Origin of the sequence: Streptomyces sp. NPDC091377 (genome assembly GCF_044757045.1) — a bacterium.
Lineage (GTDB): Bacteria > Actinomycetota > Actinomycetes > Streptomycetales > Streptomycetaceae > Streptomyces.
In genome coordinates this window covers 413,813-436,915 of record NZ_JBIVUE010000001.1, presented here as the reverse complement: position 1 = coordinate 436,915, position 23,103 = coordinate 413,813, and the positions used below count along the sequence as shown (strand labels likewise).

At 71.8% G+C, this 23,103-nt stretch carries 21 protein-coding genes and 1 pseudogene; 9 read left to right on the top strand and 13 right to left on the bottom strand.

What is annotated here, in order from left to right; translation table 11 throughout:
• Positions 1-154: 154 nt before the first annotated feature.
• Positions 155-1,600, top strand: a complete 1,446-nt coding sequence (locus ACIQNG_RS02055) for an FAD-binding protein (protein WP_401482258.1) — start codon at positions 155-157, stop codon at positions 1,598-1,600.
• A gap of 124 nt (positions 1,601-1,724) precedes the next feature.
• Complete coding sequence (locus tag ACIQNG_RS02050) at positions 1,725-2,480, top strand: decaprenylphospho-beta-D-erythro-pentofuranosid-2-ulose 2-reductase (RefSeq protein WP_401482256.1); 756 nt, start codon at positions 1,725-1,727, stop codon at positions 2,478-2,480.
• An 18-nt stretch (positions 2,481-2,498) separates the two neighbouring features.
• On the opposite strand, the gene ACIQNG_RS02045 is transcribed toward ACIQNG_RS02050, so the two are convergent.
• Positions 2,499-3,080, bottom strand: coding sequence for a 2'-5' RNA ligase family protein (locus tag ACIQNG_RS02045; protein ID WP_401482254.1), 582 nt, complete (start codon positions 3,078-3,080; stop codon positions 2,499-2,501).
• Positions 3,081-3,310: 230 nt separating this feature from the next.
• On the bottom strand, positions 3,311-4,324 hold the full coding sequence (gene trpS, locus ACIQNG_RS02040; RefSeq protein WP_401437471.1) for a tryptophan--tRNA ligase: 1,014 nt from the start codon (positions 4,322-4,324) through the stop codon (positions 3,311-3,313).
• 376 nt (positions 4,325-4,700) lie between these two features.
• Between trpS and ACIQNG_RS02035 the strand changes: the two genes are divergently transcribed.
• From ACIQNG_RS02035 to ACIQNG_RS02025, 3 genes are all read left to right on the top strand, one after another.
• Positions 4,701-5,258 carry an RNA polymerase sigma factor gene (locus tag ACIQNG_RS02035; protein WP_401437610.1) on the top strand — a complete coding sequence of 186 codons (558 nt, stop codon included), beginning with the start codon at positions 4,701-4,703 and terminating at the stop codon, positions 5,256-5,258.
• Between the two features lie 190 nt (positions 5,259-5,448).
• On the top strand, positions 5,449-6,354 hold the full coding sequence (locus ACIQNG_RS02030) for a hypothetical protein (protein ID WP_401482509.1): 906 nt from the start codon (positions 5,449-5,451) through the stop codon (positions 6,352-6,354).
• 115 nt (positions 6,355-6,469) lie between these two features.
• Positions 6,470-7,231: a hypothetical protein gene (locus tag ACIQNG_RS02025; RefSeq protein WP_401482252.1), complete on the top strand. Its 762-nt coding sequence runs from the start codon at positions 6,470-6,472 to the stop codon at positions 7,229-7,231.
• A gap of 14 nt (positions 7,232-7,245) precedes the next feature.
• Here the strand turns inward: ACIQNG_RS02025 and ACIQNG_RS02020 are convergent, their stop codons facing one another.
• Complete coding sequence (locus ACIQNG_RS02020; RefSeq protein WP_401482250.1) at positions 7,246-8,697, bottom strand: glycine hydroxymethyltransferase; 1,452 nt, start codon at positions 8,695-8,697, stop codon at positions 7,246-7,248.
• 324 nt (positions 8,698-9,021) lie between these two features.
• On the opposite strand from ACIQNG_RS02020, the gene rocD reads away from it, so the two are divergent.
• Positions 9,022-10,227 carry an ornithine--oxo-acid transaminase gene (gene rocD / locus ACIQNG_RS02015; protein ID WP_401482248.1) on the top strand — a complete coding sequence of 402 codons (1,206 nt, stop codon included), beginning with the start codon at positions 9,022-9,024 and terminating at the stop codon, positions 10,225-10,227.
• A 73-nt stretch (positions 10,228-10,300) separates the two neighbouring features.
• On the opposite strand, the gene ACIQNG_RS02010 is transcribed toward rocD, so the two are convergent.
• From ACIQNG_RS02010 to ACIQNG_RS02000, 3 genes are all read right to left on the bottom strand, one after another.
• Entirely contained in the window at positions 10,301-11,488 is a 1,188-nt protein-coding gene (locus ACIQNG_RS02010) for a glutathionylspermidine synthase family protein (RefSeq protein WP_401482246.1), read from the bottom strand.
• Positions 11,489-11,504: 16 nt separating this feature from the next.
• Positions 11,505-11,885: a hypothetical protein gene (locus ACIQNG_RS02005; protein ID WP_401482244.1), complete on the bottom strand. Its 381-nt coding sequence runs from the start codon at positions 11,883-11,885 to the stop codon at positions 11,505-11,507.
• An 84-nt stretch (positions 11,886-11,969) separates the two neighbouring features.
• Positions 11,970-12,479: a MarR family winged helix-turn-helix transcriptional regulator gene (locus ACIQNG_RS02000; protein WP_401482242.1), complete on the bottom strand. Its 510-nt coding sequence runs from the start codon at positions 12,477-12,479 to the stop codon at positions 11,970-11,972.
• 118 nt (positions 12,480-12,597) lie between these two features.
• On the opposite strand from ACIQNG_RS02000, the pseudogene ACIQNG_RS01995 reads away from it, so the two are divergent.
• Positions 12,598-13,017, top strand: a pseudogene (locus ACIQNG_RS01995) (Rid family hydrolase); the annotation flags it as partial.
• 122 nt (positions 13,018-13,139) lie between these two features.
• On the opposite strand, the gene ACIQNG_RS01990 reads toward ACIQNG_RS01995, so the two are convergent.
• The 3 genes from ACIQNG_RS01990 to ACIQNG_RS01980 form a co-directional block, all read right to left on the bottom strand.
• Positions 13,140-13,835, bottom strand: a complete 696-nt coding sequence (locus tag ACIQNG_RS01990) for a hypothetical protein (protein WP_401482240.1) — start codon at positions 13,833-13,835, stop codon at positions 13,140-13,142.
• 322 nt (positions 13,836-14,157) lie between these two features.
• Entirely contained in the window at positions 14,158-14,544 is a 387-nt protein-coding gene (locus ACIQNG_RS01985; RefSeq protein ID WP_401482238.1) for a hypothetical protein, read from the bottom strand.
• Positions 14,541-16,445 carry a hypothetical protein gene (locus ACIQNG_RS01980; RefSeq protein ID WP_401482236.1) on the bottom strand — a complete coding sequence of 635 codons (1,905 nt, stop codon included), beginning with the start codon at positions 16,443-16,445 and terminating at the stop codon, positions 14,541-14,543. The genes ACIQNG_RS01985 and ACIQNG_RS01980 overlap by 4 nt, the downstream gene beginning before the upstream one ends.
• A gap of 273 nt (positions 16,446-16,718) precedes the next feature.
• On the opposite strand from ACIQNG_RS01980, the gene ACIQNG_RS01975 reads away from it, so the two are divergent.
• Positions 16,719-17,744, top strand: coding sequence for an MDR family NADP-dependent oxidoreductase (locus tag ACIQNG_RS01975; RefSeq protein ID WP_401482234.1), 1,026 nt, complete (start codon positions 16,719-16,721; stop codon positions 17,742-17,744).
• A gap of 43 nt (positions 17,745-17,787) precedes the next feature.
• Positions 17,788-18,273, top strand: a complete 486-nt coding sequence (locus tag ACIQNG_RS01970) for a MerR family transcriptional regulator (protein ID WP_401482232.1) — start codon at positions 17,788-17,790, stop codon at positions 18,271-18,273.
• Positions 18,274-18,389: 116 nt separating this feature from the next.
• Here the strand turns inward: ACIQNG_RS01970 and ACIQNG_RS01965 are convergent, their stop codons facing one another.
• From ACIQNG_RS01965 to ACIQNG_RS01950, 4 genes are all read right to left on the bottom strand, one after another.
• On the bottom strand, positions 18,390-19,379 hold the full coding sequence (locus ACIQNG_RS01965) for a malate dehydrogenase (RefSeq protein ID WP_401437499.1): 990 nt from the start codon (positions 19,377-19,379) through the stop codon (positions 18,390-18,392).
• A gap of 457 nt (positions 19,380-19,836) precedes the next feature.
• A complete protein-coding gene (locus ACIQNG_RS01960; protein WP_401482230.1) occupies positions 19,837-21,336 on the bottom strand; it encodes a DUF2690 domain-containing protein in 1,500 nt (499 codons plus the stop codon).
• A gap of 296 nt (positions 21,337-21,632) precedes the next feature.
• On the bottom strand, positions 21,633-22,073 hold the full coding sequence (locus ACIQNG_RS01955) for a DUF3017 domain-containing protein (protein ID WP_401482508.1): 441 nt from the start codon (positions 22,071-22,073) through the stop codon (positions 21,633-21,635).
• A gap of 160 nt (positions 22,074-22,233) precedes the next feature.
• A complete protein-coding gene (locus ACIQNG_RS01950) occupies positions 22,234-23,088 on the bottom strand; it encodes a bifunctional methylenetetrahydrofolate dehydrogenase/methenyltetrahydrofolate cyclohydrolase (protein ID WP_401482228.1) in 855 nt (284 codons plus the stop codon).
• Positions 23,089-23,103 lie beyond the last annotated feature (15 nt).

Genomic DNA, 23,103 nt, shown 5'->3' with positions numbered 1-23,103 from the left:
CATGTCGGGTGCCCGGGGACGGTGGTGTCAACACCAGAACAACTGCTGGACAACTCCTGCCATATTCGGCGACGTACCACTAATCACCCATTTCGGGTAGACCACCTGCGTCGACCAACTGAACTACCACATATAGGGCGATACGGTCGGCGACATGCCTGCCGACACCCTTCCCGCCCCGGGCTGGCGCCGCCCCACGGCGCCCGCCGCCGCCCGGCTGATCCGTCCGCGGTCCTACGAAGAGGCGGTCGCCGCCGTCCGGGACTGCGACGCGCACGGAACCATCCCCGGCGTCCCGGGCGGGCCCGGCGGCTCCCTCGGGGACGCCGCGCGCAACGCCGGGGGCGCGCTGCTCGACCTCGGCGCGCTCGACCGCGTCCACGCGATCGACGCCGGCGCCGGCACGGTCCTGTGCGACGCGGGTGTCTCCCTGCACCGGCTGACCGAGGTGCTGCTGCCGCTCGGCTGGTGTCTGCCGGTGACACCGGGCAGCCCGTACGTCACCGTCGGCGGGGCGCTCGCCACGGACCTGCCCGGCGTGAACCACCCCGCCTCGGGGACGTTCTCCCGGCACGTGGCGGCCTTCGAACTGCTCACCGGGGACGGCGGTATCCGCACCGTACGCCCGGGCACCGCGCTGTTCGACGCGACGGCGGGCGGGCTCGGCCTGACCGGCGCCGTCCTGACGGCCACGATCGCCCTCCGGCCGGTGGAGTCGCCCCTGATGGCGGTCACCACGGAACGCGTCACCGGGCTCGACGCCCTGCTGAACCGGCTGCCGGACGGGGACCACGAATACGCGGTCGCCCGGCTCGACCTCCTGGCCCGTGGCGCGTCGAACGCCCGCGCGACCCTCGTCCGCGCCGATCACGCCCCCGCGCGGGCCGGGAAAACGTCCGCTACGCGCGCGTGGCGGGATTTTTCGCTCTCCGGCGTCTCTCGCGTCTCCCGCGCGCGCAGCACCCGTCTTCAGCCCCTGCCCGCCTTTTTCACCGGCCCCGGCGACGACACCCCGCACCGCGCCGGACTCACCAGCCTCACAGGGCTCACTAGTCTCACCGAACTCACCCGTCTCGCCGGACTCACCCGTCTCGCCGGAGATCTGTACGCCCGTCGTGGCCCGGTCGACGGCGTTCTCGGCGGCGTACTGCGTGACGCGGTGACCGATCTGCTCCGCGACCGGCTTCCCGACCATGACGCCGGCGGTGTCGTCCGCTACCGCTTCCTCCTCGGATACGGCGACGAGGACACCCTGCGCCGGATCGTGCGGCGGGTCGCGGAACGGCGGTGCGGGTCGCTCCCGGCGGTCCTCACCCGGTTCGGGGAGGCCGGCCCCGGCTGGCTGTCCTTCCCGGCGCCCGGCTGGGCCCTCACCCTGGATCTGCCTGCCGCCCTGCCCGGCCTGCCCGGCCTGCTCGACGCGCTGGACGAGGAGGTCGCCGTCGCGGGTGGCCGGATCTGGCTGGCCGGAGACTCCCGGCCACGCCGCGACCTGCTCGCCGCGATGTACCCCCGGCTGGCCGACTTCCGCGCCCTGCGCGCGGAACTGGACCCGCAGGCCGCCTTCACCTCGGACCTCGCCCGCCGCCTACATCTGTAGCCCAGCCCAGCCCAGCCCAGCCCCGGCTCGGCCCGTCCCGGCCCGGTGGTGCCCGCCCCTGTCTCCCGCCCCTGTCTCCCTCTCCTGTCCGCCTCTCCTGTCCGCCTCTCCTCAAGGAGCCCCCGTGAAGGACGCCTCCGGCCTCCCCCACTCCCTGCTCGTCCTCGGCGGCACGTCCGAGATCGGGCTGTCCGTCGCCCGCCGGCTGATCGCGCGCCGCACGCACACGGTGTGGCTGGCCGGACGCCCCTCACCCGCGCTGGAGCGGTCGGCGCAGGAGTTGCGGGCGCTGGGCGCGGACGTCCGTACCGTCGCCTTCGACGCACTCGACCCCGCCTCCCACGAGACGGCGCTCGGGAAGGTCTTCGCCGAGGGCGCGGTCGACATGGTGCTCTTCGCCTTCGGTGTCCTGGGCGACCAGGCACGGGACGAGCGGGAGCCGGTGGACGCGGTACGGGTCGTCCAGACCAACTTCACCGGCGCGGTCTCCGCGGGCCTGGTCGCCGCCCGCGCCCTCCAGACCCAGGGCCACGGATCACTGGTCGTGCTCTCCTCGGTCGCCGCCGAGCGCGCCCGCCGCGCGGACTTCATCTACGGCTCCAGCAAAGCGGGCCTGGACGCCTTCACCCAGGGCCTCGGCGACGCGCTGCACGGCACCGGCGTCCACGTCATGGTCGTACGCCCCGGCTTCGTCCGTACGAAGGCGACCGCCGGCCGGGTGGAGACCCCGCCCGCGACCACCCCCGAGGCGGTGGCGACCGCCGTCGAACTGGGGTTGCGCCGCCGCTCGGAGACAGTGTGGGTGCCGGGCGTCCTGAGGGTGCTGATGTCGGCGCTGCGGCATCTGCCGAGGAGCGCGTTCCGAAGGCTGCCCCTCTAGAGCGGCGGCCTCGGGGGCTCAGTGCGTGGGCAGCGAGCCGCGCTCGGCCGGGGCCGCGGCCTGCGGCGGGACCACGGGCGACCCGAAGGTGAACTCGCGGAGCTTGCGCCAGACCGCGTCGGCGCCCTGCTCGTAGAGCGAGAAGCCGGTGCAGGGCCAGCGTGCCTCGTAGCCGGACAGTTCCTCGTAGGCGCGGTCCATGGCGGCCTCGTCGATGCCGTGGGCCACGGTGACATGCGGGTGGTACGGGAACTGCAGTTCGCGGGCGACCGGGCCCGAGGCGTCTCGGACCTGCTTCTGCAGCCGGTCGCAGGCTTCGGCGCCCTCGACCACCTGGACGAAGACGACCGGGGAGACCGGCCGGAAGGTGCCGGTGCCGCACAGCCGCATCGGGAAGGGGCGCCCGGAGTGCGCGACCCGGACGAGATGGGCCTGGATCGCGGGCAGCCGTCCGGCGGCGACCTCGGTCGGCGGCAGCAGGGTGACATGCGTGGGGATGCAGTACGCCGCGGCATCTCCGAAGCCCGCGCGCCGCTGCTGGAGCAGGCTGCCGTGGGGCTCCGGGACCGCGATCGACACACCGATCGTTACGGTCCCCACGTCGTCTCCTGTCGTCGTGTCCTGTCAGGTCATCGTCTGTTCAGGTCATCGTCTGTTCAGGTCATCGTCTGTCTGCGCGGGTGCACGTGTCCACGCGCGCGGTGACCGCGCGGGCGGCCATCCGGATATCGACTGTAAGGCCACGACTGAGCCCTGGGCAGGCGCAGGCGAGGTGATGTGCAGCGCTGTTCGGTGGTACGGGGCGGGCGCACCGCCGCCGACCGGCCGGCTCAGTGCTTGGCCGGCAGGAATCCCACCCGGTCATAGGCCAGGGCCAGGGTCTCGGCGGCGACGGCCCGTGCCTTCTCCGCACCCTTGGCGAGGATCGAGTCGAGGGACTCGGGGTCGTCCAGGTACTGCTGGGTGCGCTCTCTGAAGGGTGTGACGAACTCGACCATGATCTCGGCGAGGTCCGTCTTGATCGCGCCGTAGCCCTTGCCCTCGTACGTGGCCTCCAGGTCCGCCACGGCGGCACCCGTGAGGGTGGAGTAGATGGTGAGGAGGTTGCTGACGCCCGGCTTGTTCACGGGGTCGTAGCGGATCACGGTCTCGGTGTCGGTGACCGCGCTCTTCACCTTCTTGGCGGTGGCCTTGGGCTCGTCCAGAAGGTTGATCAGGCCCTTCGGTGTGGACGCCGACTTGCTCATCTTGATCGACGGGTCCTGGAGATCGTAGATCTTCGCCGTCTCCTTGAGGATGTACGGCTTCGGGACGGTGAAGGTCGCGCCGAACCGGCCGTTGAAGCGCTCGGCGAGATCGCGGGTCAGCTCGATGTGCTGGCGCTGGTCCTCGCCGACCGGCACCTCGTTGGCCCGGTAGAGCAGGATGTCGGCGACCTGGAGGATCGGGTACGTGAACAGGCCCACCGAGGCCCGGTCCGTGCCCTGCTTGGCGGACTTGTCCTTGAACTGGGTCATCCGGGACGCCTCGCCGAAGCCGGTGAGGCAGTTCATGACCCAGGCCAGCTGGGCGTGCTCGGGTACATGGCTCTGGACGAAGAGCGTGCAGCGCTCGGGGTCGAGACCGGCGGCGAGGAGCTGGGCCGCCGCGAGGCGGGTATTGGCGCGCAGCTCCGCGGGGTCCTGCGGGATCGTGATCGCGTGCAGGTCGACAACCATGTAGAACGCGTCGTGCGACTCCTGCAGAGCCACCCACTGGCGTACCGCGCCGAGGTAGTTGCCGAGGTGGAACGAGCCGGCGGTGGGCTGGATTCCGGAGAGCACACGGGGTCGGTCAGAGGCCATGCCCCCATTCTCTCAGGTCGCGCCCCCCGATCCGGAACCCACCTGAGACAGACCGGGAACGGGCCGGGAACAGCTCGGCAACAGGCCCGGCCCGGTCCAGGAACGGACCCAGACCGGACCAGGAAGGCGCCAGGACCGGACCAGGACCGGAGCAGGAACGCGCCAGGAGCGGGCCGAGGGCGGGCGGGGGGACAGGGGCGGAGGATCGGCCGGGACGTGCTCCGGGGGCAGAGCCGGAGAGGGAGAGGGAGGGGGAGGGGGAGGGAGGGGAGATCGAGTCGGCGAAGGCGGAAACAGATGGGAACCGATGGCGCTCGGGCGGTGTACCAAGAGTGTGAAGACGCGGGAGGGGGTCCGCATCGTCGATGAGGCCGCGGTGATCGCCCGCGTGCGCGCCGGAGAGCCGGAGGCGTACGCGGAGCTGGTCCGCGCCCATACGGGCATCGCCCTGCGGGCGGCGGCGGCACTCGGAGCGGGGTCGGACGCGGAGGACGTGGTGCAGCAGGCTTTCGTCAAGGCGTACTGCGCGCTGGGCCGGTTCCAGGACGGCACGGCGTTCAAGCCCTGGCTGTTGACCATCGTCGCCAATGAGACAAGGAACACAGTGCGTACGGCGGCCCGGCAGCGGACGCTGGCCGGCCGGGAGGCGGCCTACTCACAGGCCGAGCCGCTGATACCGGAGTCGGCGGACCCGGCGCTCGCGACCCTGGAGATCGAGCGCCGTGACGCCCTGCTGGCCGCGATCGAGCAGTTGAGCGAGGAGCACCGGCTGGCGGTCACATACCGCTATCTGCTGGAGATGGACGAGGCGGAGACGTCCGAGGCCCTGGGCTGGCCGCGGGGCACGGTGAAGTCCCGGCTCAACCGCGGACTGCGCAAGCTGGGCCGACTGCTGCCGGACTTCCGACTGGAGGGAGGTGAAGAGCGTGAGTGAGCCACACCACACCGATGGCCCGGACCACCCCGACGACCCGCACCACCCCGACGGCCTGGACCACTCCGACGGCCTGGACCACCCCGACCGCTCCCACCCCCCAGCCGGCCAGAGCCGGGGCCAGGGCCAGGGCCACCGCCCCTCCCGTCGCGGCCGGGGGCCGTACGGCGGTGAGCGGGCCGAGCCCCGGGTGCGGGGGGTGCCGGCCGGGCTGCAGGAGGAGCTTCGGGCGCTCGGCCGGTCCCTGGACCGCCAGGGCCCGGACGGGCCGGAGACGATGGTCGAGCGGGTGCTGGGACAGATACTCGCCGAGCACCTCGCGGTCCCGGTCGCCGGGCCGCCGACCCGACGGGACCGGCTGCGCGGCCGGGTCCGCGCGGCCCGGCGCTGGACCCGCGCCCGCCGACGTTCGCTGACGGCGACCCTGTGCGGGCTGCTGACCGTGCTCGCGCTCACTCCCCCGGTGCGGGCGGCGGTGTTCGACTGGTTCGACTTCGGCGGGGTCGAGGTCCGCTACGACCCCTCCGCGCCCCCTCCCACCCCGGCTGAGGTGCCCGGCTGCGGGCCCTCGGTGTCGCTGGCGGAGGCCGGACGGCGGGCGGGCTTCCGGCCTCTGGTGCCGCAGGCGCTGGGACCGCCGGACGCCGTGTCGGTCACCCATGGGCCGGACCGCCGGTTCCTGGTCTCGCTGTGCTGGCGGGCGGCGGGCGGCGCGGCGATCCGGCTGGACCAGGACGCCGGACGGCTGGACGTCGGCTTCGTCAAAACCGTGCGGGAGCCGGTGGAGTGGATCCCCTTGAGCGGACCCGGTCCCGACGACCCGGTGCGGGACACGGCCCTGTGGTTCGCCCGGCCGCACAGGCTGAGCTACCCGCTGCTGGCCGCCGACGGCACCGATTTCGTCCGCGAGCAGCGCACCGCCGGCCCGACGCTCCTGTGGACCCACGGCCCGGACCCGGCCGACCCTGACTCGGCCGACCCTGACTCGGATGTCGGCGACGTCGGGGCCGGTCCCGGGGATGTCACGCTGCGGCTGGAGGGCGTGGGGTCCCTGGAGCGTGCGGTGGAGATCGCGGAGTCCCTTCCGCCGAAGTGAGCCCGAAAAAGGTGGAACCCGAAAAGGTGGAACCCGAACGGCTCGGGCGGTGTACCAGAAGTGACAGGCGGCCCGGGGACGGACCGCGACACGAACCGCCCGCAGGGGGATGGGAATGCAGACCAGGTGGAGAGGGAAAGTCCGTGAACTGACAGCGGCGGCACTGGCCTTGACGGCGACGCTCGCGCTGATGCTGTGGGGCGCGGCGCCGGCGTCGGCCGGGGGCCCGACCAGTGTCCTGATCGTCTCACCGCAGAGCCAGGAGACCTCGGCGCTGTATTACACACATCGGGAGTACGGAGAGCTGGAGTCCCTCCTGGGAGAGCCGAAGGGGCGCGACACCGAGCCTCGCGGTGCGGACTCCCTCAGGACCCGGCTGATCAATGTGACCTGGATGACCCATGACATATCGCCCCACCGCTTCGACCAGGTCTATCTGATACCCGAGACGGAGGACATCTGGATCCACACCGTGAGCGACCCGCTCAGCTCGGAAGGCGTCTGGCACCGGGCGGACTCCCCCGGCCGGCTGCGCGCCCTGCTCGAACAGCTGGGGGTGCTGGGGAAGGTCTCCGACGAGGGTCTCTCGGCCGGGTTCCCGGCCCCGGCGGACACCGCACCGGACGCGGCGGCCGAGGCGCCCGCCACCGAGGCGGGCACCGAGCCGAACAGGGAATCGGGCATGGCGTCGGCCGCCACGGTGACGTCCGACACCGAATGGGGGTGGGCGATACCGGGCCTGGCGGCGGGAGCGGTGCTGGCCCTGGTCCTGCGCCCGCTGGCCCTGCGGCTCCCGGCGGTGGCCTCCGCGACCCGGATGCGCCGGACGCGGAAGGGGGACGGCGGCGGCCCCCGCCAGGAGTTGCGGGACGTCTGACGGCGAAGGGCGGGTCAGCCCAGGTCGATCTCGGGGTAGAGGGGGAATCCGGCGACGAGGTCGGTGGCGCGCTGGGAGATCTCGTCGGCGACCTTCGGATCCAGGATGTGCTGGGCCTTGGAGGGCTTGCCCTTGCTGGTGGTGCCGGGCTCGGTGGTGGTGAGCACCCGGTCGATCAGCGCGGCGACCTCGTCCATCTCGGCGGTGCCCAGGCCCCGGGTGGTCAGGGCGGGGGTGCCGATGCGGATGCCGGAGGTGTACCAGGCGCCGTTGGGGTCGGCGGGGATGGCGTTGCGGTTGGTGACGATGCCGGAGTCGAGGAGCGCGGCCTCGGCCTGGCGGCCGGTGAGGCCGTAGGAGGTGGTGACATCGATCAGGTTGAGGTGGTTGTCCGTGCCGCCGGTGACCAGGGTGGCGCCGCGTCGGGTGAGGCCCTCGGCGAGGGCGCGGGAGTTGTCCACGATCCGCTGGGCGTAGTCACGGAAGGAGGGCTGACGGGCCTCGGCGAGGGCGACGGCCTTGGCGGCCATGACATGCGGGAGGGGGCCGCCGAGGACCATCGGGCAGCCGCGGTCGACCTGGTCCTTGAGGGAGTCGTCGCACAGGACCATGCCGCCGCGCGGGCCGCGCAGCGACTTGTGGGTGGTGGTGGTGACGATCTGGGCGTGCGGGACGGGGTCGAAGTCGCCGGTGAGGACCTTGCCGGCGACGAGACCGGCGAAGTGGGCCATGTCCACCATCAGGGTCGCGCCCACCTCGTCGGCGATCTCCCGCATGACGCGGAAGTTCACCAGCCGGGGGTAGGCGGAGTAGCCGGCGACGATGATCAGCGGCTTGAACTCCCGGGCGGAGGCGCGCAGGGCGTCGTAGTCGATGAGCCCGGTGGCGGGGTCGGTGCCGTAGGAGCGCTGGTCGAACATCTTGCCGGAGATGTTGGGGCGGAAGCCGTGGGTGAGGTGGCCGCCGGCGTCGAGGGACATGCCGAGCATGCGCTGGTTCCCGAAGGCGCGGCGGAGTTCGGCCCAGTCGGCGTCGGAGAGGTCGTTGACCTGACGGACACCGGCCTTCTCCAGGGCGGGGGCCTCGACGCGCTGGGCGAGGACGGACCAGAAGGCGACGAGGTTGGCGTCGATGCCGGAGTGCGGCTGGACGTAGGCGTGGCGGGCGCCGAAGAGTGCGCGGGCGTGTTCGGCGGCGAGGGCTTCGACGGTGTCGACATTGCGGCAGCCGGCGTAGAAGCGGCGGCCGATGGTGCCCTCGGCGTACTTGTCGCTGAACCAGTTGCCCATGGCGAGGAGGGTGGCCGGGGAGGCGTAGTTCTCGGAGGCGATCAGCTTGAGCATCTCGCGCTGGTCGTGGACCTCCTGGCCGATAGCGTCGGCGACCCGGGGTTCGACGGCGCGGATGACATCGAGGGCGGCGCGGAAGGCCGTGGACTCGGGGGAAAGCGGCTGCTGGTCGGGCATCTCGGCCTCCGGGCGGCGTGGCTGAAGCGGTCACGGTTCACGGTTCGGCCCAGGCGCACGGCACTCGCTCGGCGGACCCGTGCGGGTCCTCCGGGGCCGCTCCCCGATGGTCGGTCCCATCCCAGCGCGCCAGTCACGGCCCATGGCCAGCCTACCGGCGCGCCGGTAGGGAGGTTCCGTACGTCCACCATGCGGGCGAGGCGGAAGGGGCGGTGGGGGACGGCGGGGGGCGGTGGGGGGCGGTGGGGGACGGCGGGGGCTAAAGGGGCGGGGTCCGGCCGACGATCCCGATAGCAGCCGATGTCTGTCCCCCGGGAGGTCCGTATGTCCGCGACCGAGACGCTGATCGCCGCCGCCGAGGCGCACAGCGCGCACAACTACCACCCGCTGCCGGTGGTGGTGGCCACCGCCGAGGGCGCGTGGATGACGGATGTGGAGGGGCGCCGCTATCTGGATCTGCTGGCCGGGTATTCGGCGCTGAACTTCGGGCACGGCAACCGGCGGCTGGTCGAGGCGGCGAGGGCGCAGTTGGAGCGGGTGACGCTGACGTCGCGGGCGTTCTATCACGACCGGTTCGCGGCGTTCTGCCAGGAGCTGGCGGAGCTGTGCGGGATGGAGATGGTGCTGCCGATGAACACCGGGGCGGAGGCGGTGGAGACGGCGGTGAAGACGGCGCGGAAGTGGGGGTACCGGGTGAAGGGGGTGCCGTGGGAGATGGCGAAGATCGTGGTGGCGGCGGACAACTTCCACGGTCGTACGACGACGGTGATCAGTTTCTCCACGGACCGGGAGGCGCGGGCGGACTTCGGGCCGTACACGCCGGGCTTCGAGATCGTGCCGTACGGGGATGTGGCGGCTATGCGCAGTGCCGTCACCGAGAACACGGTGGCGGTGCTGCTGGAGCCGATCCAGGGGGAGGCGGGGGTGGTGGTGCCGCCGCAGGGGTATCTGCCGGCGGTGCGGGAGCTGACGCGGGAGCGGGAGGTGCTGTTCGTCGCGGACGAGATCCAGTCGGGGCTGGGGCGGACGGGGCGGACGTTCGCGTGTGAGCACGAGGGGGTGGTGCCGGACATGTATGTGCTGGGCAAGGCGCTGGGCGGGGGGATCGTGCCGGTGTCGGCGGTGGTGGCGGACGCCGAGGTGCTGGGGGTGTTCCGGCCGGGTGAGCACGGGTCGACGTTCGGGGGGAATCCGCTGGCGTGCGCGGTGGCGCTGGAGGTGCTGGCGATGCTGCGGACGGGGGAGTTCCAGGAGCGGTCGGCCGAGCTGGGGGCCTTCTTGCACGGGGAGCTGGCGGGGCTGAAGGAGTCCGGGCAGGTGACGCAGGTACGGGGGCGCGGTCTGTGGGCGGGCCTGGACATCGCCCCGGCCCTGGGCACGGGCCGTGAGGTGGCGGAGCGGCTCCTGGAGCGGGGTGTCCTGGTCAAGGACACCCATGGCTCGACCATCCGGGTGGCACCCCCGCTGATGATCAGCAGGGAGGATCTGGAGTGGGGGCTGGAGCAGTTGCGGACGGTCCTCGGAGCCTGAGGGCTGTGGGCCTGACGGGGGTGGATCTGAGGGCTGTGGGTCTGACGGTGGTGGGTCTGGGGGTCTCGGGGGTTCAGAGGATCACATGGGGCAGGAAGCGGGCGTATCCGTCCGTCACCAGTCCCGCCGACTCCCGTATCCCCAGGCCGGCGGCCTCTCCGTCGACCACCCAGGCGCCGAGCACGACCCGGTTGCCGTCGAAGTCGGGCAGGGGGGCCAACTCCTGGTAGCAGCAGGGTTCTTCCGGGGGTGGGGCCGGTGGGGCGCCGGTCTCGTGGACGGTGACTCCGGCGCCCTCGCGCCCCAGCAGCGGTTTGGTGACATAGCCGGGGCCGGTGGCCAGTTCGCGCGGTCCGTCGAGGTAGGCGGGGAGGAGATGGGGGTGCCCGGGATACAGCTCCCAGAGCACGGCGAGCAGGGCCTTGTTGCTGAGCAGCATCTTCCAGGCGGGTTCGATCCACAGGGTGGTGCCGGTGCCGCCGCCGTTGTCGAGGGTGTCGAGCACCTGTCCGGCGAACCGGTCGGTGACCAGCCATTCCCAGGGGTAGAGCTTGAAGACGCTGCGCATGAATCGCAGCCGCCGGTCCACGAACCGCCCCGACAGCCGGTCCCAGCCGATGTCCTCCATGGCGATCCAGTCGGTGGCGAGCCCGGCCTGTTCCGCCGTCTCCTTGAGATAGGCGACGGTCATCAGGTCCTCGCCCGCCTCATCCGCGCTGGAGTGTGCGAAATACAGCGGTCCGCCGGGCGGGAGCAGCGCGGACTGGCGGCGCCAGGCGTCGACCAGCCGTTCGTGCAGGGAGTTCCACTGGTCGGCGCCGGGAAAGCGCTCCTCCATCCAGAACCACTGCGGGGAGGCCGCCTCCACCAGGGAGGTCGGGGTGTCGGCGTTGTACTCCAGCAGTTTCGCCGGGCCCCGGCCGTCGTGGCGGAGGTCGAAACGGCCGTACACGGAGGGGAGTTCGGAGCGGCGCCGCCATGCCTCGGTGACCGCCGCGACCACCCTCGGGTCGGTGATGCCGAGGTCGGCGAAGCGGTCGGCGGCGACGATGTGAGCCGCCGCTTCCAGGCACATGTGGTGCAGTTCCTCCACGACCTCCTCCAGCGCCTCGATCTCCTCCAGGGAGAAGACGTAGTAGGCGCTCTCGTCCCAGTAGGGGCGCAGGGAGTCGTCCGGGTGGCGGGTGAGGGGATAGATGAGCCCCTGCTCCTCGACGGTGCGTTGCCAGTCGGGGCGGGGGGCGATGGTCCGGCGTTCCATGGTGGTGGCCGCCCGCTCAGCCGCCGCCGCTGCCCGAGTCCGAGCAGCCGAAGCCGCCCCGGTCCACGGCGTCGCTGCGGCTGAAGGTGCCGTGGTCGGCGTAGCCGGCGCTGACGTCGGAGTCGTAGTACCAGGCGGCGTCCATCCGCTTGCCGGACGAGTTGCCCGACGAACCGCCTGATGAGCCGCCCGTCGACCGGCTCTTGCCGCTGCCGCCGGTGGAGGACTTGCAGTTCTTGTCGGCGACGACCTTGTACCCGTAGAGGTAGTCGTAGCTGTCGCGGTCCACGCAGCGGCGGTCGGGATCGGAGCCGCAGGAGGTGAGTGCCGCCGCGACCACGCCCATGCTGCCGAGTGCGACGGTGCTGGAGCGCAGCCGTCGTCGAGTGTCAGCCATGTCGATCTCCCCCGTTCGGACTGATGCCCGAACACCCTACGGCAGAGCGCGCCGAGGGCGCCGAGGGCGCCGGTCCAGGCGTGGTCAGCCGAAGTCGTCGGGGACGATCCGGAGCTTCTGAGCGATGCGGGCGAGGGCCTTCTGGTCGGCCGTGTTGAGCGAGTCGAGGACGATGCGGCGTACGGAGCGCAGATGTGAGGGCGCTGCCAGGCGCACGGTCTCGAAGCCGTCGTCGGTGAGTTCGGCGAGGGTGTAGCGGCCGTTGGCCGGGTCGGGCGTCCGTACGACCCAGCCGCGCTGTTCGCATCGCTTGACGACGTTGGAGAGGCGGGAGAGCGACCCGCTGGCGAGAAAGGCCAGCTCTCCCATCCGCAGGGTGCGCCGCGGGGCCTCGGAGAGATGGCTGAGCACCAGGTACTCGAACAGGGTGAGGCCGTGCTCCTGCCGCAGCGGCGCCTCCAGCTTGGCGGGGAGCAGCAGGACAAGGGAGATCAGCCCTGTCCACGCCGCCTTCTCCTGCTCGTCGAGCCATCGCAGCTCTTCGTCGTCCTCGTGCTCGGCCATGCCGCTCATCGGCCCTCCTGTGCTGCTCATCGATCCGCGATCACTTTACGCTTGAAGTCACCGTTTGCTAGTCTCACTTTACGCGTGAACTCAAGCATGGGGAAACGCGCCCCTATGGGCAGAACCTGCGGACAGGAAGAGGAACGTCATGAGCACCGTCACCTTCGGCATCACCCCGGGCCACGGCGAGAAGCTGCACGAGGCCCTCGGCTACAGCGGGGCCGTGCGCGTCGGCGACCGGGTGGAGATCTCCGGTCAGGCCGGGGTGGATGACGACCTGAACATCCCCGACGCGCTGGAGGAGGAGATCATCCAGGCTTTCGACAATGTGGAGCGCACACTCGCCACGGTCGGCGCGACCTGGAAGGACGTCATCCACGTCAACTCGTACCACAAGGTCGCGCCGGGCGATGACGTCATCGGCGACGACCACAACCAGGTCATGGCCGAGCAGTTCCGCCGCCGCCTCGACGGCCGCGCGCCGATCTGGACGGAGACCGGCGTCACGGTCCTCGGCCTGGCCGCCATGCGCGTGGAGATCCGGGTCACCGCCATCGTCGGCTCCGGCGAGAGCGCGGGTGCCGGCGCGGGTGCCGGCGCCGGTGACAACACAGGCACCGGCAGCGGCACAGGCACCGGCAGCGGCAGCGGCAGCGGCAGCGGCACCGGCACCGGCAGCGGCACCGGCGCTCAGGAGGCGTAGAACCAGTTCAGCGCGTTGGTGACCAGTTCCCGCTCGTCGTCCTCCCCGTCCTCGTAGCTGCCGTAGGCGGCGATCGCGTACCGGCCGCCGTTGGAGAGCGTGAACCGTGCGTCGACCGCGTGCCAGGTCCCGACGTCCGGCTCGCCGCGGATGGAGTCGACCAGGTATTCGAGCTGGGCGCCGTCCACCACCTCTTCGTTGTCGGTGGCCAGGTTGTCGTACGACAGTTGCTGGAAACCGGACCCCTTGGGGGTCTCATCCGACAGGAACAGCTCGAAGGAGGCCGACGCGGACGTCTCGGCGACCTCGAAGACCTGGAGCCGTTGACCGCCGTCGGAGCTGCGGAAGTTGACGACATCCATGCCGTACTCGGAAGAGATCGCCTCCCGGTCCCAGCCCTCGGGCACGGCGATCGTGAACCCCGCCGGGTCCTCCACGGCCTCGTAGCCGAAGGGCGGTTCGGTGGTCGGGGCGTCGCTGGTCGGCGTCTCGCTCGGGTAGGGATCCTCGGTCACCTCCCCCGGCTCCCCCGAGACCCCGGCCGTCTCCTCCGACGTCGGCGAGGAGTCTGTCGACGGGCTCACGGAGGCGGACCCACCGGCCCGCCCGCCCCCGTCGTCCTGGGTCTGTACGACGACCAGCGCGACGGCCACCCCGACGGCGGCGGCCACCGCCACCACCACGCCCCACACCTTCGGCGGCTCCCTCCAGGAAGAGCCGGGACGGGACGGGAGCGTGCCCGGGGGCGGCGGGAAGGAGACCGGCCAGGGCACCCCGGGATCCTGACCCGGCACTCCCCCCTGCACCTCACCCGGTACCGCACCCGGCACCCCACCCGGTACCCCACCCGGTACTCCGCCCTCCGGCACATACTCAGGCCGGGGTGGCGGAGGCGGCGTCACCTGCGCCGATCGCTGGTCGCCTTCCTCCCAGCGCTGGGTCTCCTCGTTCCAGAACCGTTCTCCGGGGCTCATCCCGCACCACCCCTCCCCCTCACCATCGCCGTCACAACAGCCCTGCCACCGCTCCCGCCACGGCCGCCGCCGAGGCGAACAGCCCCACCAGCGCCTCGGAGTCGGTGAGCAGTTGCCGCAGCCGCTGGAGCCGGGTCGGCGTCACCGCGCCGGTCCGGTTGATCTCGTCCTCCGCACCGGCGAGTTCGGCGTCCAGCTCGGCGGTCCGCCCATCCGCCCGTAACCGGGCCAGGTCGGACCGCAACTCCCTTACGCCCACGCGCAGTTGCTCCACCGCCGGATCGGTCCGGGAGGTCGCCCCGTGGTGGCTCTCGGCGTGCGCGTGGCTGCCGATCGCGAAGGTGCTCCCGGAGACATCCCCCAGCCGCACCGCCGGCTCGGCCGCCCCGTTCCGGTCCGCCTCGTCCCTGGCCGTCATGCGTCGTCCCCCTTCGTCATCACGTTCGTCGCGTTTGTTGTGTTCATCGCGTTTGTTGTGTTCGTCGGGCTGCTCGGACTGCTCGGGCTGTTGCTGCCCGTGTCGTTCTTGGAGGACTCCGCCCGCGCGTCGGAGCCGACCGCGAAGGTGCTGTCGTTGACGGAGCCGATGTGCACCCCGCCGTTGCTGATGTTGACCACCTTCTGTACGAACTCGCCCGTCTGGTAGCCGTGGGCGATGAGGGCGGTCTTGACCCCGTTGGCGATCCGGTCCTGGACGCTTTTCAGATAGCGGTCCACGTCCATCTGCTGGAAGAGCGATCCGCTTGCGGCGGCGCCCAGTTCACGTACGGACAGCGCGGGCCCCTCGGGCAGCGCGCCGGAGTAGCCGCCGGTGAGCAGCGCCCAGCCGTGGGTGGCGCCCTGGAACAGGGTGACCACGGATCGTACGGCCGAGCCCGGCACCTGTCCGACCGCCCAGGTCGCCTTGCCCAGCGAGCTGTTGTTGCGGAAGCGGTGGGCGGAGCGGTCGCTGTCCTTGAAGTCGGCGCGGATCGGCTGGAGGACGTGCGGGGCGATCTCCAGCATCAGCATCCGCCCCTGGGTGTGGACGCGGACGAAGACGGTGACGACCAGTTCCTCCTCCCAGCCGCCGACCCGGACGCGCAGGAAGTGGCGGCGTTTCTCGGCGCCCTCCTCCACGGCGCGGGCCCGGTGCCGTTCGAAGTCCTCCTGGCCGAAGGGGGCGTCCTCGCGCCGCAGCAGCCCTTCGGCGGGCAGGAACACGCACTCATCGATCTCCAGCCAGCGCAGCCGGTCGCGAACCCCGTCCCCGGCGTACTCGGCGGGCAGTCGCAGCCCTTCGAGCAGCGGGCGGATGGTGTCGAGCACGACGCGGTTGCTGAGCGGGCGGGCGGCGGTGCCGTTCTCCGTCTCGTCGTCCGGGCGCAGTTCGACGGCGAGGACCCAGGTGTCGTACGCGCCGCCCGCGCCGCAGAACGGATGGGTCTCGCTGTACATGATCAGCGGCTTGTGCTGCTCGACCCGGATCCGGTCCTTGAGCCGCTGGAAGCGCCGCCCCTCGGCGCTCTCGGCCGGGTCGGACATGGCGTCGGGGAACCGGTCGGGCGCCAGCTCGGCACCGAGCGAACGGGCGAACTGGCTGCGCTGGACCCCGCTGCACAGGGCGACCGCGACGAACATGATCAGGGCGACCCATGCCTCTATCGGCTTCACGTCGGGGCTACCGCCGACGAACTGGGCCGTGGCGGGGAGCAGGAAGCGCAGGAGGTCCCACCAGCTCGGCCCGTCGGACGAACCGGAGTCGGAGGCGTAGGGGTCGGAGGAATCGGATGAGCCGGACGAGTCGGATGACGAGGAGTCGTCCGTCCCGCCGAAGGCGAGGAGCACGTTGGAGAGCAGGAACAGGGCGAAGACGATCCGTCCGAGCCAGCGCGTCAGGAACGCGGCGAAGCGGCGGGCCAACGGCGGATGGTCGGACTCCCCGCGCACGTAGTTGGCCATGGCCAGCAGCACGCCGGGCAGCAGATAGCCGGCCAGCAGCATGTCCGTCACCACCAGGCCGACGATCCACAGTCCTACGATCGCCCCGGCCCAGGCCAGTTCGAGACGCCGGGCGCGCAGGGCGTGGGCGAGGACGCGGGCGGCGTCGTAGCCGAGGGAGGGCGGGGCGATCCGCTGTTCGTTGAGGTGCAGTTCCTCGATCACCGTGTCCCGGAACCCCGCGTCCAGATAGGTCCCGGCGCACAGCAGCCGGGTGGCCTCGCTGGCGTGCGGCGGCGTGGGGGGCGAGGGCGGTGCGGGTAAGGAGGGTGTTGAGGGCGGGGCGCCGGTAGGCACAGGGTGGGGTTGCGGTTGCGAAGGTACGTGAGCGGTACTCACACGACTCCCCCGAGGAGTGAATTGTCCGCGTGTAAACGCGAGTTGAAGACGCATCAGCATAGGGGGGTGCGGCGCTTCCCGTACGCCGCATGGCCACATCTTGCCCCGAAGGCGGATGGCCGGAAGGGCTTGCCCCTGACGCGCGGGTCAAGGGTTAACGTCACCGCACCCAAGTGCGGACCTCAGCCGAGTTCTCCTTCTGATCCCTTCTGATCTTTTCGTTGCTGACTATGTCCGCCGAGTACCGCCCGAACCCCCGTTCAGGAGCCCCGTATGAGTGCGACCCTGCCCACCGTCTCCCGCGAAGTCCGGCTCACCTCGGCCCCCGAGGGGCTGCCCACGCGCGACCACTTCACCCTCGTCGGGACACCGTTGCCCGAGCCAGGAGCCGGGCAGGTACTCGTCCGCAACCGGCACTTCCTGGTCTTCCCCGGTCTGCGGACCCTGATCGGCGGCGAGGTCGACGGAGTGCCGCTGCCCGCGCTGCGCCCCGGTGACACCCTGTTCGGGCCCGCCGTCGGCGAGGTCGTCGCCGCCCCGGCCGGCAGTGCGCTGCGGGTGGGCGACGTCGTGTCGCATCTGCGCGGCTGGCGGGAGTACGCCCTGGTGCCGGCCGCCGAGTGCGCGCCCCTGGACGGCACCCTGCCCGATCCGGTGGCGTATCTGTCCCAGGGTTCGACGGCCTACGGCGCGCTGACCCGTCTCGCCGAGGTGCGCGCCGGTGATGTGGTCTTCGTGACCGGCGCGGCGGGAGCGGTGGGTTCCCTGGCGGGGCCGATCGCCCGGCTGCTGGGGGCCGGGAGGGTGATCGGCAGCACCGGTTCGCCGTGGAAGGCGGAGCGGCTGGTGTCCGAACTGGGGTACGACGCGGTCGTGCTGCGCGGGGCCGGGTCCGTGGCGGACCAGCTGGCCGAGGCGGCGCCCGACGGCATCGACGTCCTGGTGGACACCGTCACGGGCGAGCAGCTGGTTGCGGCGCTCGGCGCGGCCCGGCAGGGTGCGCGTTTCGCCCTGGTGGGGGCGCTGTCGGGGCAGATGTCGGCGCGGCGGGCGGGTGGCAGCGCGCCGGTGGAGATCGATGCCTTCCGCGTCGTGGTGAAGGGGGTCTCGCTGCGCGGGTACAGCGGTGCGGACCATCCTGATGTGGAGCAGGAGTGGACCGGGCGTTTCGGCGCGTGGCTGCGTTCCGGTGCGATCGGTTTCCCGCACACCCGGATCGCGGGCATGGACCGCGCCCCGCAGGCGTTGGAGGAACTGATCGGGGGACGGCACTTCGGGGCGGTCGTCGTGGAGTTGTAGCGGCGGGCGCGGGCGCGCGGACGGGGAGTGGGAGTGGGAGACGGTGCGGATCGGTGAAGCGGCGGCTGCGGCCGGCACCACGGCGAGGGCACTGCGGTTCTACGAGCAGCGCGGGTTGCTGCCCCCGCCCGCGCGTACGGCCTCGGGGCAGCGGGAGTACGGGCCCGGTGAGGTGGCGCGGGTCCGTGTCATCCGCGAACTGCTGGCGCTCGGGCTGACGGTGGAGGATGTGCGCAGTTGCGCCGACCGCCTCCATCTGCTCATCGAGGACCCGACTCGCCGCTGCGTCGGCGTCGACCCCGGAGGCCCCGGCGGCCCCGCAGGACCCGCAAGCCCCGCAGGCCCCGGAAGCGCCGGAGACGCGGGAGGTGCTGGAGGTGCCGGAGGCGGCCCCGGCGCCGCCGGCTTCGGGGTCGTGGGCCGCAGGATCGCCGCCCTGGACGCCGAGATCGACCGGCTGGCCGGACTCCGCGAGAACCTCGCGCGGCGGCTCTCCGGCGGGGACCCGGCCCCGCCCCGAGCGTCATGACCACGCCACAGGCACGACCTCACGACCTCACGACCTCACGTCGTCACGTCCTGAGGGCGCGGGGAACCGGACGACCAGCCCCCACACGCCCTCGGACGAACCGACGCGGACAGCCGTCAGATCAGGCCGAGCCCGCGAACGGCGTCCCGCTCCTCGGACAGCTCCCGCACGGACGCGTCGATCCGCGCGCGCGAGAACTCGTTGATCTCCAGCCCCTGGACGATCTCGTAGACCCCGTCTTTGCAGGTCACGGGGAACGAGGAGATGAGCCCCTCCGGCACGCCGTACGAACCGTCGGACGGAATGCCCATGGAGACCCAGTCGCCGTCGGCCGTGCCGTTGACCCAGCTGTGCACATGGTCGATGGCGGCGTTGGCGGCGGAGGCCGCCGAGGACGCGCCCCGGGCCTCGATGATGGCGGCGCCGCGCTTGGCGACGGTCGGGATGAACTCCTCGGCCAGCCACTTCTCGTCGTTGACGACCTCGGCGGCGTTCTTGCCCGCGAGGGTCGCGTGGAAGATGTCCGGGTACTGGGTGGCGGAGTGGTTGCCCCAGATCGTCAGCTTCTTGATCTCGGAGACCGGGGTGCCGGTCTTCTTGGCGAGCTGGGTGAGCGCCCGGTTGTGGTCGAGGCGGGTCATCGCGGTGAAGCGCGCGGCCGGTACGTCCGGGGCGGCGGCCTGGGCGATCAGCGCGTTGGTGTTGGCCGGGTTGCCGACGACCAGGACCTTGATGTCATCGGCGGCGTGGTCGTTGATGGCCTTGCCCTGCGGCTTGAAGATGCCGCCGTTGGCCTCCAGCAGGTCGCCGCGCTCCATGCCCTTGGTGCGCGGACGGGCGCCGACGAGCAGGGCGACATTGGCGCCGTCGAAGGCGACGTTCGGGTCGTCGGTGATGTCGATGCCCTGGAGCAGCGGGAACGCGGAGTCGTCCAGCTCCATCGCCGTGCCCTCGGCGGCCTTGAGCGCCGGGGTGATCTCCAGCAGGCGCAGCTTGACCGGCACGTCCGCGCCGAGCAGCTGGCCGGAGGCGATGCGGAAGAGCAGGGCGTAACCGATCTGGCCGGCCGCGCCGGTGACGGTGACGTTCACGGGAGTGCGGGTCATGGCGTTCTCCGTATGACAGCTGGCGGTGGGGCGTCCCTGCCCCGGGCGGATGATCGATCTCTTGGCGTCAAGAGAGATCCGCCCGTCAGGCTATCGCGCATCCGGCGGCCGGGACGGTCCGGGTCTTGTGTCCGATCCCACAGACGCCGGGCCCCGGAACCGGATGGCCGGAACCGGAAATGAGGGATGGCCGGAACCGGGAACGGGAAGGGCGGCCGTCCGTCCGGGAGAGGGGGGACGGAGACGGCCGCCCGGGCTGGGATCCTGTGACCGGACTCCCGTGGGGGTACCGTTCCGCTTTCCCCGGTTGAACCGAGCCATTCCACAACCGAGCCATTCCACAACGGGAACCGGAAAACGGCGTGGACACGTGTCGGCAGCGGCTCCCCGCCCCGGGTACCCGCCGGAACGCCCCCCGGGTACGCGCCAGACGCCCCCCGGTACGCGCCGGACGCCCCTACTGCGTGCACCCCGTCTCGCCGGAGCCGAGCGTCACGCACGCCTCGGCCTCGTCCGCGTTCTTCACGGCGACCATCGGGGTGTACGTGCCGGTGTCCCCGGCCTCCGAGATGGTGTCGTTCTCCGTGGCGGCGCCCGCGCTGATCTCGACGGTGGCGCCCTGGGACGCGAGGGTGACCCGGCCCCAGGCCGCCTTGCAGATCTCGCTGTAGCGGACCTCGACGGTGGAGGTGCCGACGACGGCCGACGCGCTGGTGGTCACCAGGTCACCGCTGCACCCCATGGCCTCGGCGTCCTTGCCGGTACAGCTCGCGCCGACGCACTCCACGCCCGGCGGCAGTTCGGCGCTGTCGACGGCGCTGGGGGTCGGCGACGGGTCGGTCGTCACGATGCGGTCGTCGTCCTGGTTGGTCACGTAGAACGCGGCGGCGATGAGCACGAGGACACCGGCGAGCCCGACGAGGAACATCGACAGCCGCCGCTTGCCACCGCCCCCGGCCGTACCGCTCGGCGCGGGCCCGGCGGGCGAGGCCGGTGTCGGCGGGGCCGGTGTCCCCGGGGCGTACCCGGGAGCGAGCTGGGAGGTGGCGTCCAGCCCTGGCCGGAACGCGTTCGCGGGCGCCCCCGCGGGAACCCTCGCGGCGCCCCCCGGCACGACCCCTGCCGTGCCTCCCGCCGTGCCTCCTGTCATGCCTCCCGCGGCGCCCCCCGAGGCGTTCCCCGCCCCGGCCGGACGGCCGCTCGGCGAGGGCCCGGCGTACCCGGCGATCCCCCAGGAGTTGGCGGACTGATCCGCTTTCCTGGCGTGCTTCCCGGCCCCCCGGACTCCCGGAGCGCCCGCGCCCCCCGGCTCGTCCCCCCGCTGCTGCTCCCCCTGACCACGCTCACCGCGTTCGCCACGCTCACCGCGCTCCGCATGCTCGCGGCGCTCCCGCAGTGCCTCCGCCAGGTCCTCGCGAGCCCCTTCCCGCGCCGCCCCGCTCGGCTGCTGCGGCACGCTCGGCGCCGCGCGGCCCGGTATGGCGCCCGAGCCCGAGCCCGGTATCGCGCCGGTCCCGGAACCCGGTATCGCGCCGGTCCCCGGCCCCGTCCCCGGCGTCGCGGTCGGGTTCGCCGTCTTGCGGGCGGTCTTGCCCTTGGCGTTGCCGGGCTGCGGACCGAACTCGCTGAGCGCGGCCCGCGCCTGCGAGATCCGTATCGCTTCCATGGTCATGTCATGCCGCATCTCCGACCGGCTCCAGGCACGCTCGGCCAGCTCCCACATGGTGGTGAGATGGACCGGGTTGGTGCCGGTGACCTCGGCCAGGGCGACGATCGCGCCCTTGGGCGCCAGCAGTCGTCCATTGAGATAGCGGTCCCAGGATGTCTTGCTGTAGCCCGTCCGGTCGGAGAGCGCGGCGACATTCAAGCCGCTGCGGTCCACCAGCCGACGCAATTGGCTGGTGAACTCCCTGATCTGCGGATCGAGTTCGTCAGGCAGGGCCTTCCAACGAGGCATTGCTTCCCCCCTCTGTCCCCCGGTTCGTGCTGGTCGTTCCCGATAAAACACATTAGCTGTGCTGTGGGTGCCGTACTGCCCCCGCCGACGCACCGCGCCCACGCAGTCACAAGGCGCGGACACGGTAGCGGAACCGTCACTTCCGTGCCACAGCGCCAGCACAGCCGTTGAGTGACCGGTTCCGGTGGGAGAGCGTGGGGACGCCGCGGCGGCCCGTCCTTCATCCGGGGGTGAGGACGGACCGCCGCGGTGTACGCAGTACTGCCGAGATAGTCGCAGCAGGCGGCGAGCGACCGCTACTGATCGACGGTGAAATGCAAAGTGTCCTTGAGGAAAGGGATCTCCAGCAACGGATTCGGTTGTGCCATCAGCGCCAGCAGCACGATCGAGACGCCCAGCAGCCCGTACGTGACGATGTCCGTGAAGCGGGAGCGTACGGCGAGCATGCCGACGCTCGGCAGGACGAACCGTATGACCGCCGCCGTCAGCAGGCCGGCGCCGATGAGCAGGGTGCCGATGCGGAAGACGTCGAGGGCCGTGATCAGCAGCCCGAGCCCGACCATGCCCAGCACGGTGAGCATCGGCCACTGACGCGCGGGCGCGGGCGCGTCACCGGACGCCGCCCGACCGCCGCCCTCGGGCCGCGCGGTGTCACGGGTGAAGAGCGGGAAGCGCCGGGTCGTACGCCGTGGCCGCCCCTGGGCGTCGGGCGCGCTGACGGGGTCCACGACCTGGATCTCGTCCTCACCACCACCGAAGCCGTCGGCACGACCGCCCGCGCCGTCCGCGCTGCCCGCGCCGTCCGCGCCGTCCGCGCCGTCGATGTCGTCCCGGAGGGTCGCGGCGTCGTCCTTCACCGCGAGGTCGTCGTCCGTGCCCGTACGTGTGGACCTGCCCTCAGCCGACACTGCGCTCCGCCGCCTCGACCACGTTGACCAGCAGCTGCGCCCGGGTCATCGGGCCGACGCCACCCGGGTTCGGGGAGATGAAACCGGCCACCTCGGCGACGTCGGGGTGGACATCGCCCACGATCTTGCCCTCGGCGCTGCGGGAGACACCGACGTCGAGGACGGCCGCGCCCGGCTTGACGTCCTCGGCACGGATCAGATGGGCGGAGCCGGCCGCGGCGATGATGATGTCCGCGCGCTTGAGGTGCGAGGAGAGGTCGCGGGTGCCGGTGTGGCACTGGGTCACGGTCGCGTTCTCGCTACGACGGGTCAGCAGCAGCGGCATCGGGCGGCCGATGGTGACCCCGCGGCCGACGACCACGACCTCGGCGCCCTTGATCTCGACGCCGTAGCGGCGGAGCAGGGTGAGGATGCCGTTGGGGGTGCAGGGCAGCGGGGCGGGCTCGTTGAGGACGAGACGCCCGAGGTTCATGGGGTGCAGTCCGTCGGCGTCCTTGTCCGGGTCCATCAGCTCCAGGACCCGGTTCTCGTCAATGCCTCTGGGCAGCGGGAGCTGCACGATGTACCCGGTGCACTCCGGGTCCTCGTTCAGTTCGCGGACGACCGCCTCGATCTCCTCCTGGGTGGCGGTCGCGGGCAGCTCGCGCTGGATGGAGGCGATGCCGACCTGGGCGCAGTCGCGGTGCTTGCCCGCGACGTACTTACGGCTGCCGGGGTCGTCCCCCACCAGGACCGTGCCGAGGCCCGGTGTGATCCCCTTCTCCTTCAGCGCCGCCACGCGGACGGTCAGATCGGACTTGATCGCGGCTGCGGTGGCCTTGCCATCGAGAATCTGGGCGGTCATGGCCCCATCCTCCCG

Coding starts and splice junctions, on each gene's coding strand:
- ACIQNG_RS02055 (WP_401482258.1), top strand. CDS start 155: ATGCCTGCCGACACCCTTCCCGCCCCGGGCTGGCGCCGCCCCACGGCG.
- trpS (WP_401437471.1), bottom strand. CDS start 4,324: ATGGCCTCTGACCGACCCCGTGTGCTCTCCGGAATCCAGCCCACCGCC.
- ACIQNG_RS02025 (WP_401482252.1), top strand. CDS start 6,470: ATGCAGACCAGGTGGAGAGGGAAAGTCCGTGAACTGACAGCGGCGGCA.
- ACIQNG_RS02020 (WP_401482250.1), bottom strand. CDS start 8,697: ATGCCCGACCAGCAGCCGCTTTCCCCCGAGTCCACGGCCTTCCGCGCC.
- rocD (WP_401482248.1), top strand. CDS start 9,022: ATGTCCGCGACCGAGACGCTGATCGCCGCCGCCGAGGCGCACAGCGCG.
- ACIQNG_RS02010 (WP_401482246.1), bottom strand. CDS start 11,488: ATGGAACGCCGGACCATCGCCCCCCGCCCCGACTGGCAACGCACCGTC.
- ACIQNG_RS02005 (WP_401482244.1), bottom strand. CDS start 11,885: ATGGCTGACACTCGACGACGGCTGCGCTCCAGCACCGTCGCACTCGGC.
- ACIQNG_RS02000 (WP_401482242.1), bottom strand. CDS start 12,479: ATGAGCAGCACAGGAGGGCCGATGAGCGGCATGGCCGAGCACGAGGAC.
- ACIQNG_RS01985 (WP_401482238.1), bottom strand. CDS start 14,544: ATGACGGCCAGGGACGAGGCGGACCGGAACGGGGCGGCCGAGCCGGCG.
- ACIQNG_RS01975 (WP_401482234.1), top strand. CDS start 16,719: ATGAGTGCGACCCTGCCCACCGTCTCCCGCGAAGTCCGGCTCACCTCG.
- ACIQNG_RS01965 (WP_401437499.1), bottom strand. CDS start 19,379: ATGACCCGCACTCCCGTGAACGTCACCGTCACCGGCGCGGCCGGCCAG.
- ACIQNG_RS01960 (WP_401482230.1), bottom strand. CDS start 21,336: ATGCCTCGTTGGAAGGCCCTGCCTGACGAACTCGATCCGCAGATCAGG.
- ACIQNG_RS01950 (WP_401482228.1), bottom strand. CDS start 23,088: ATGACCGCCCAGATTCTCGATGGCAAGGCCACCGCAGCCGCGATCAAG.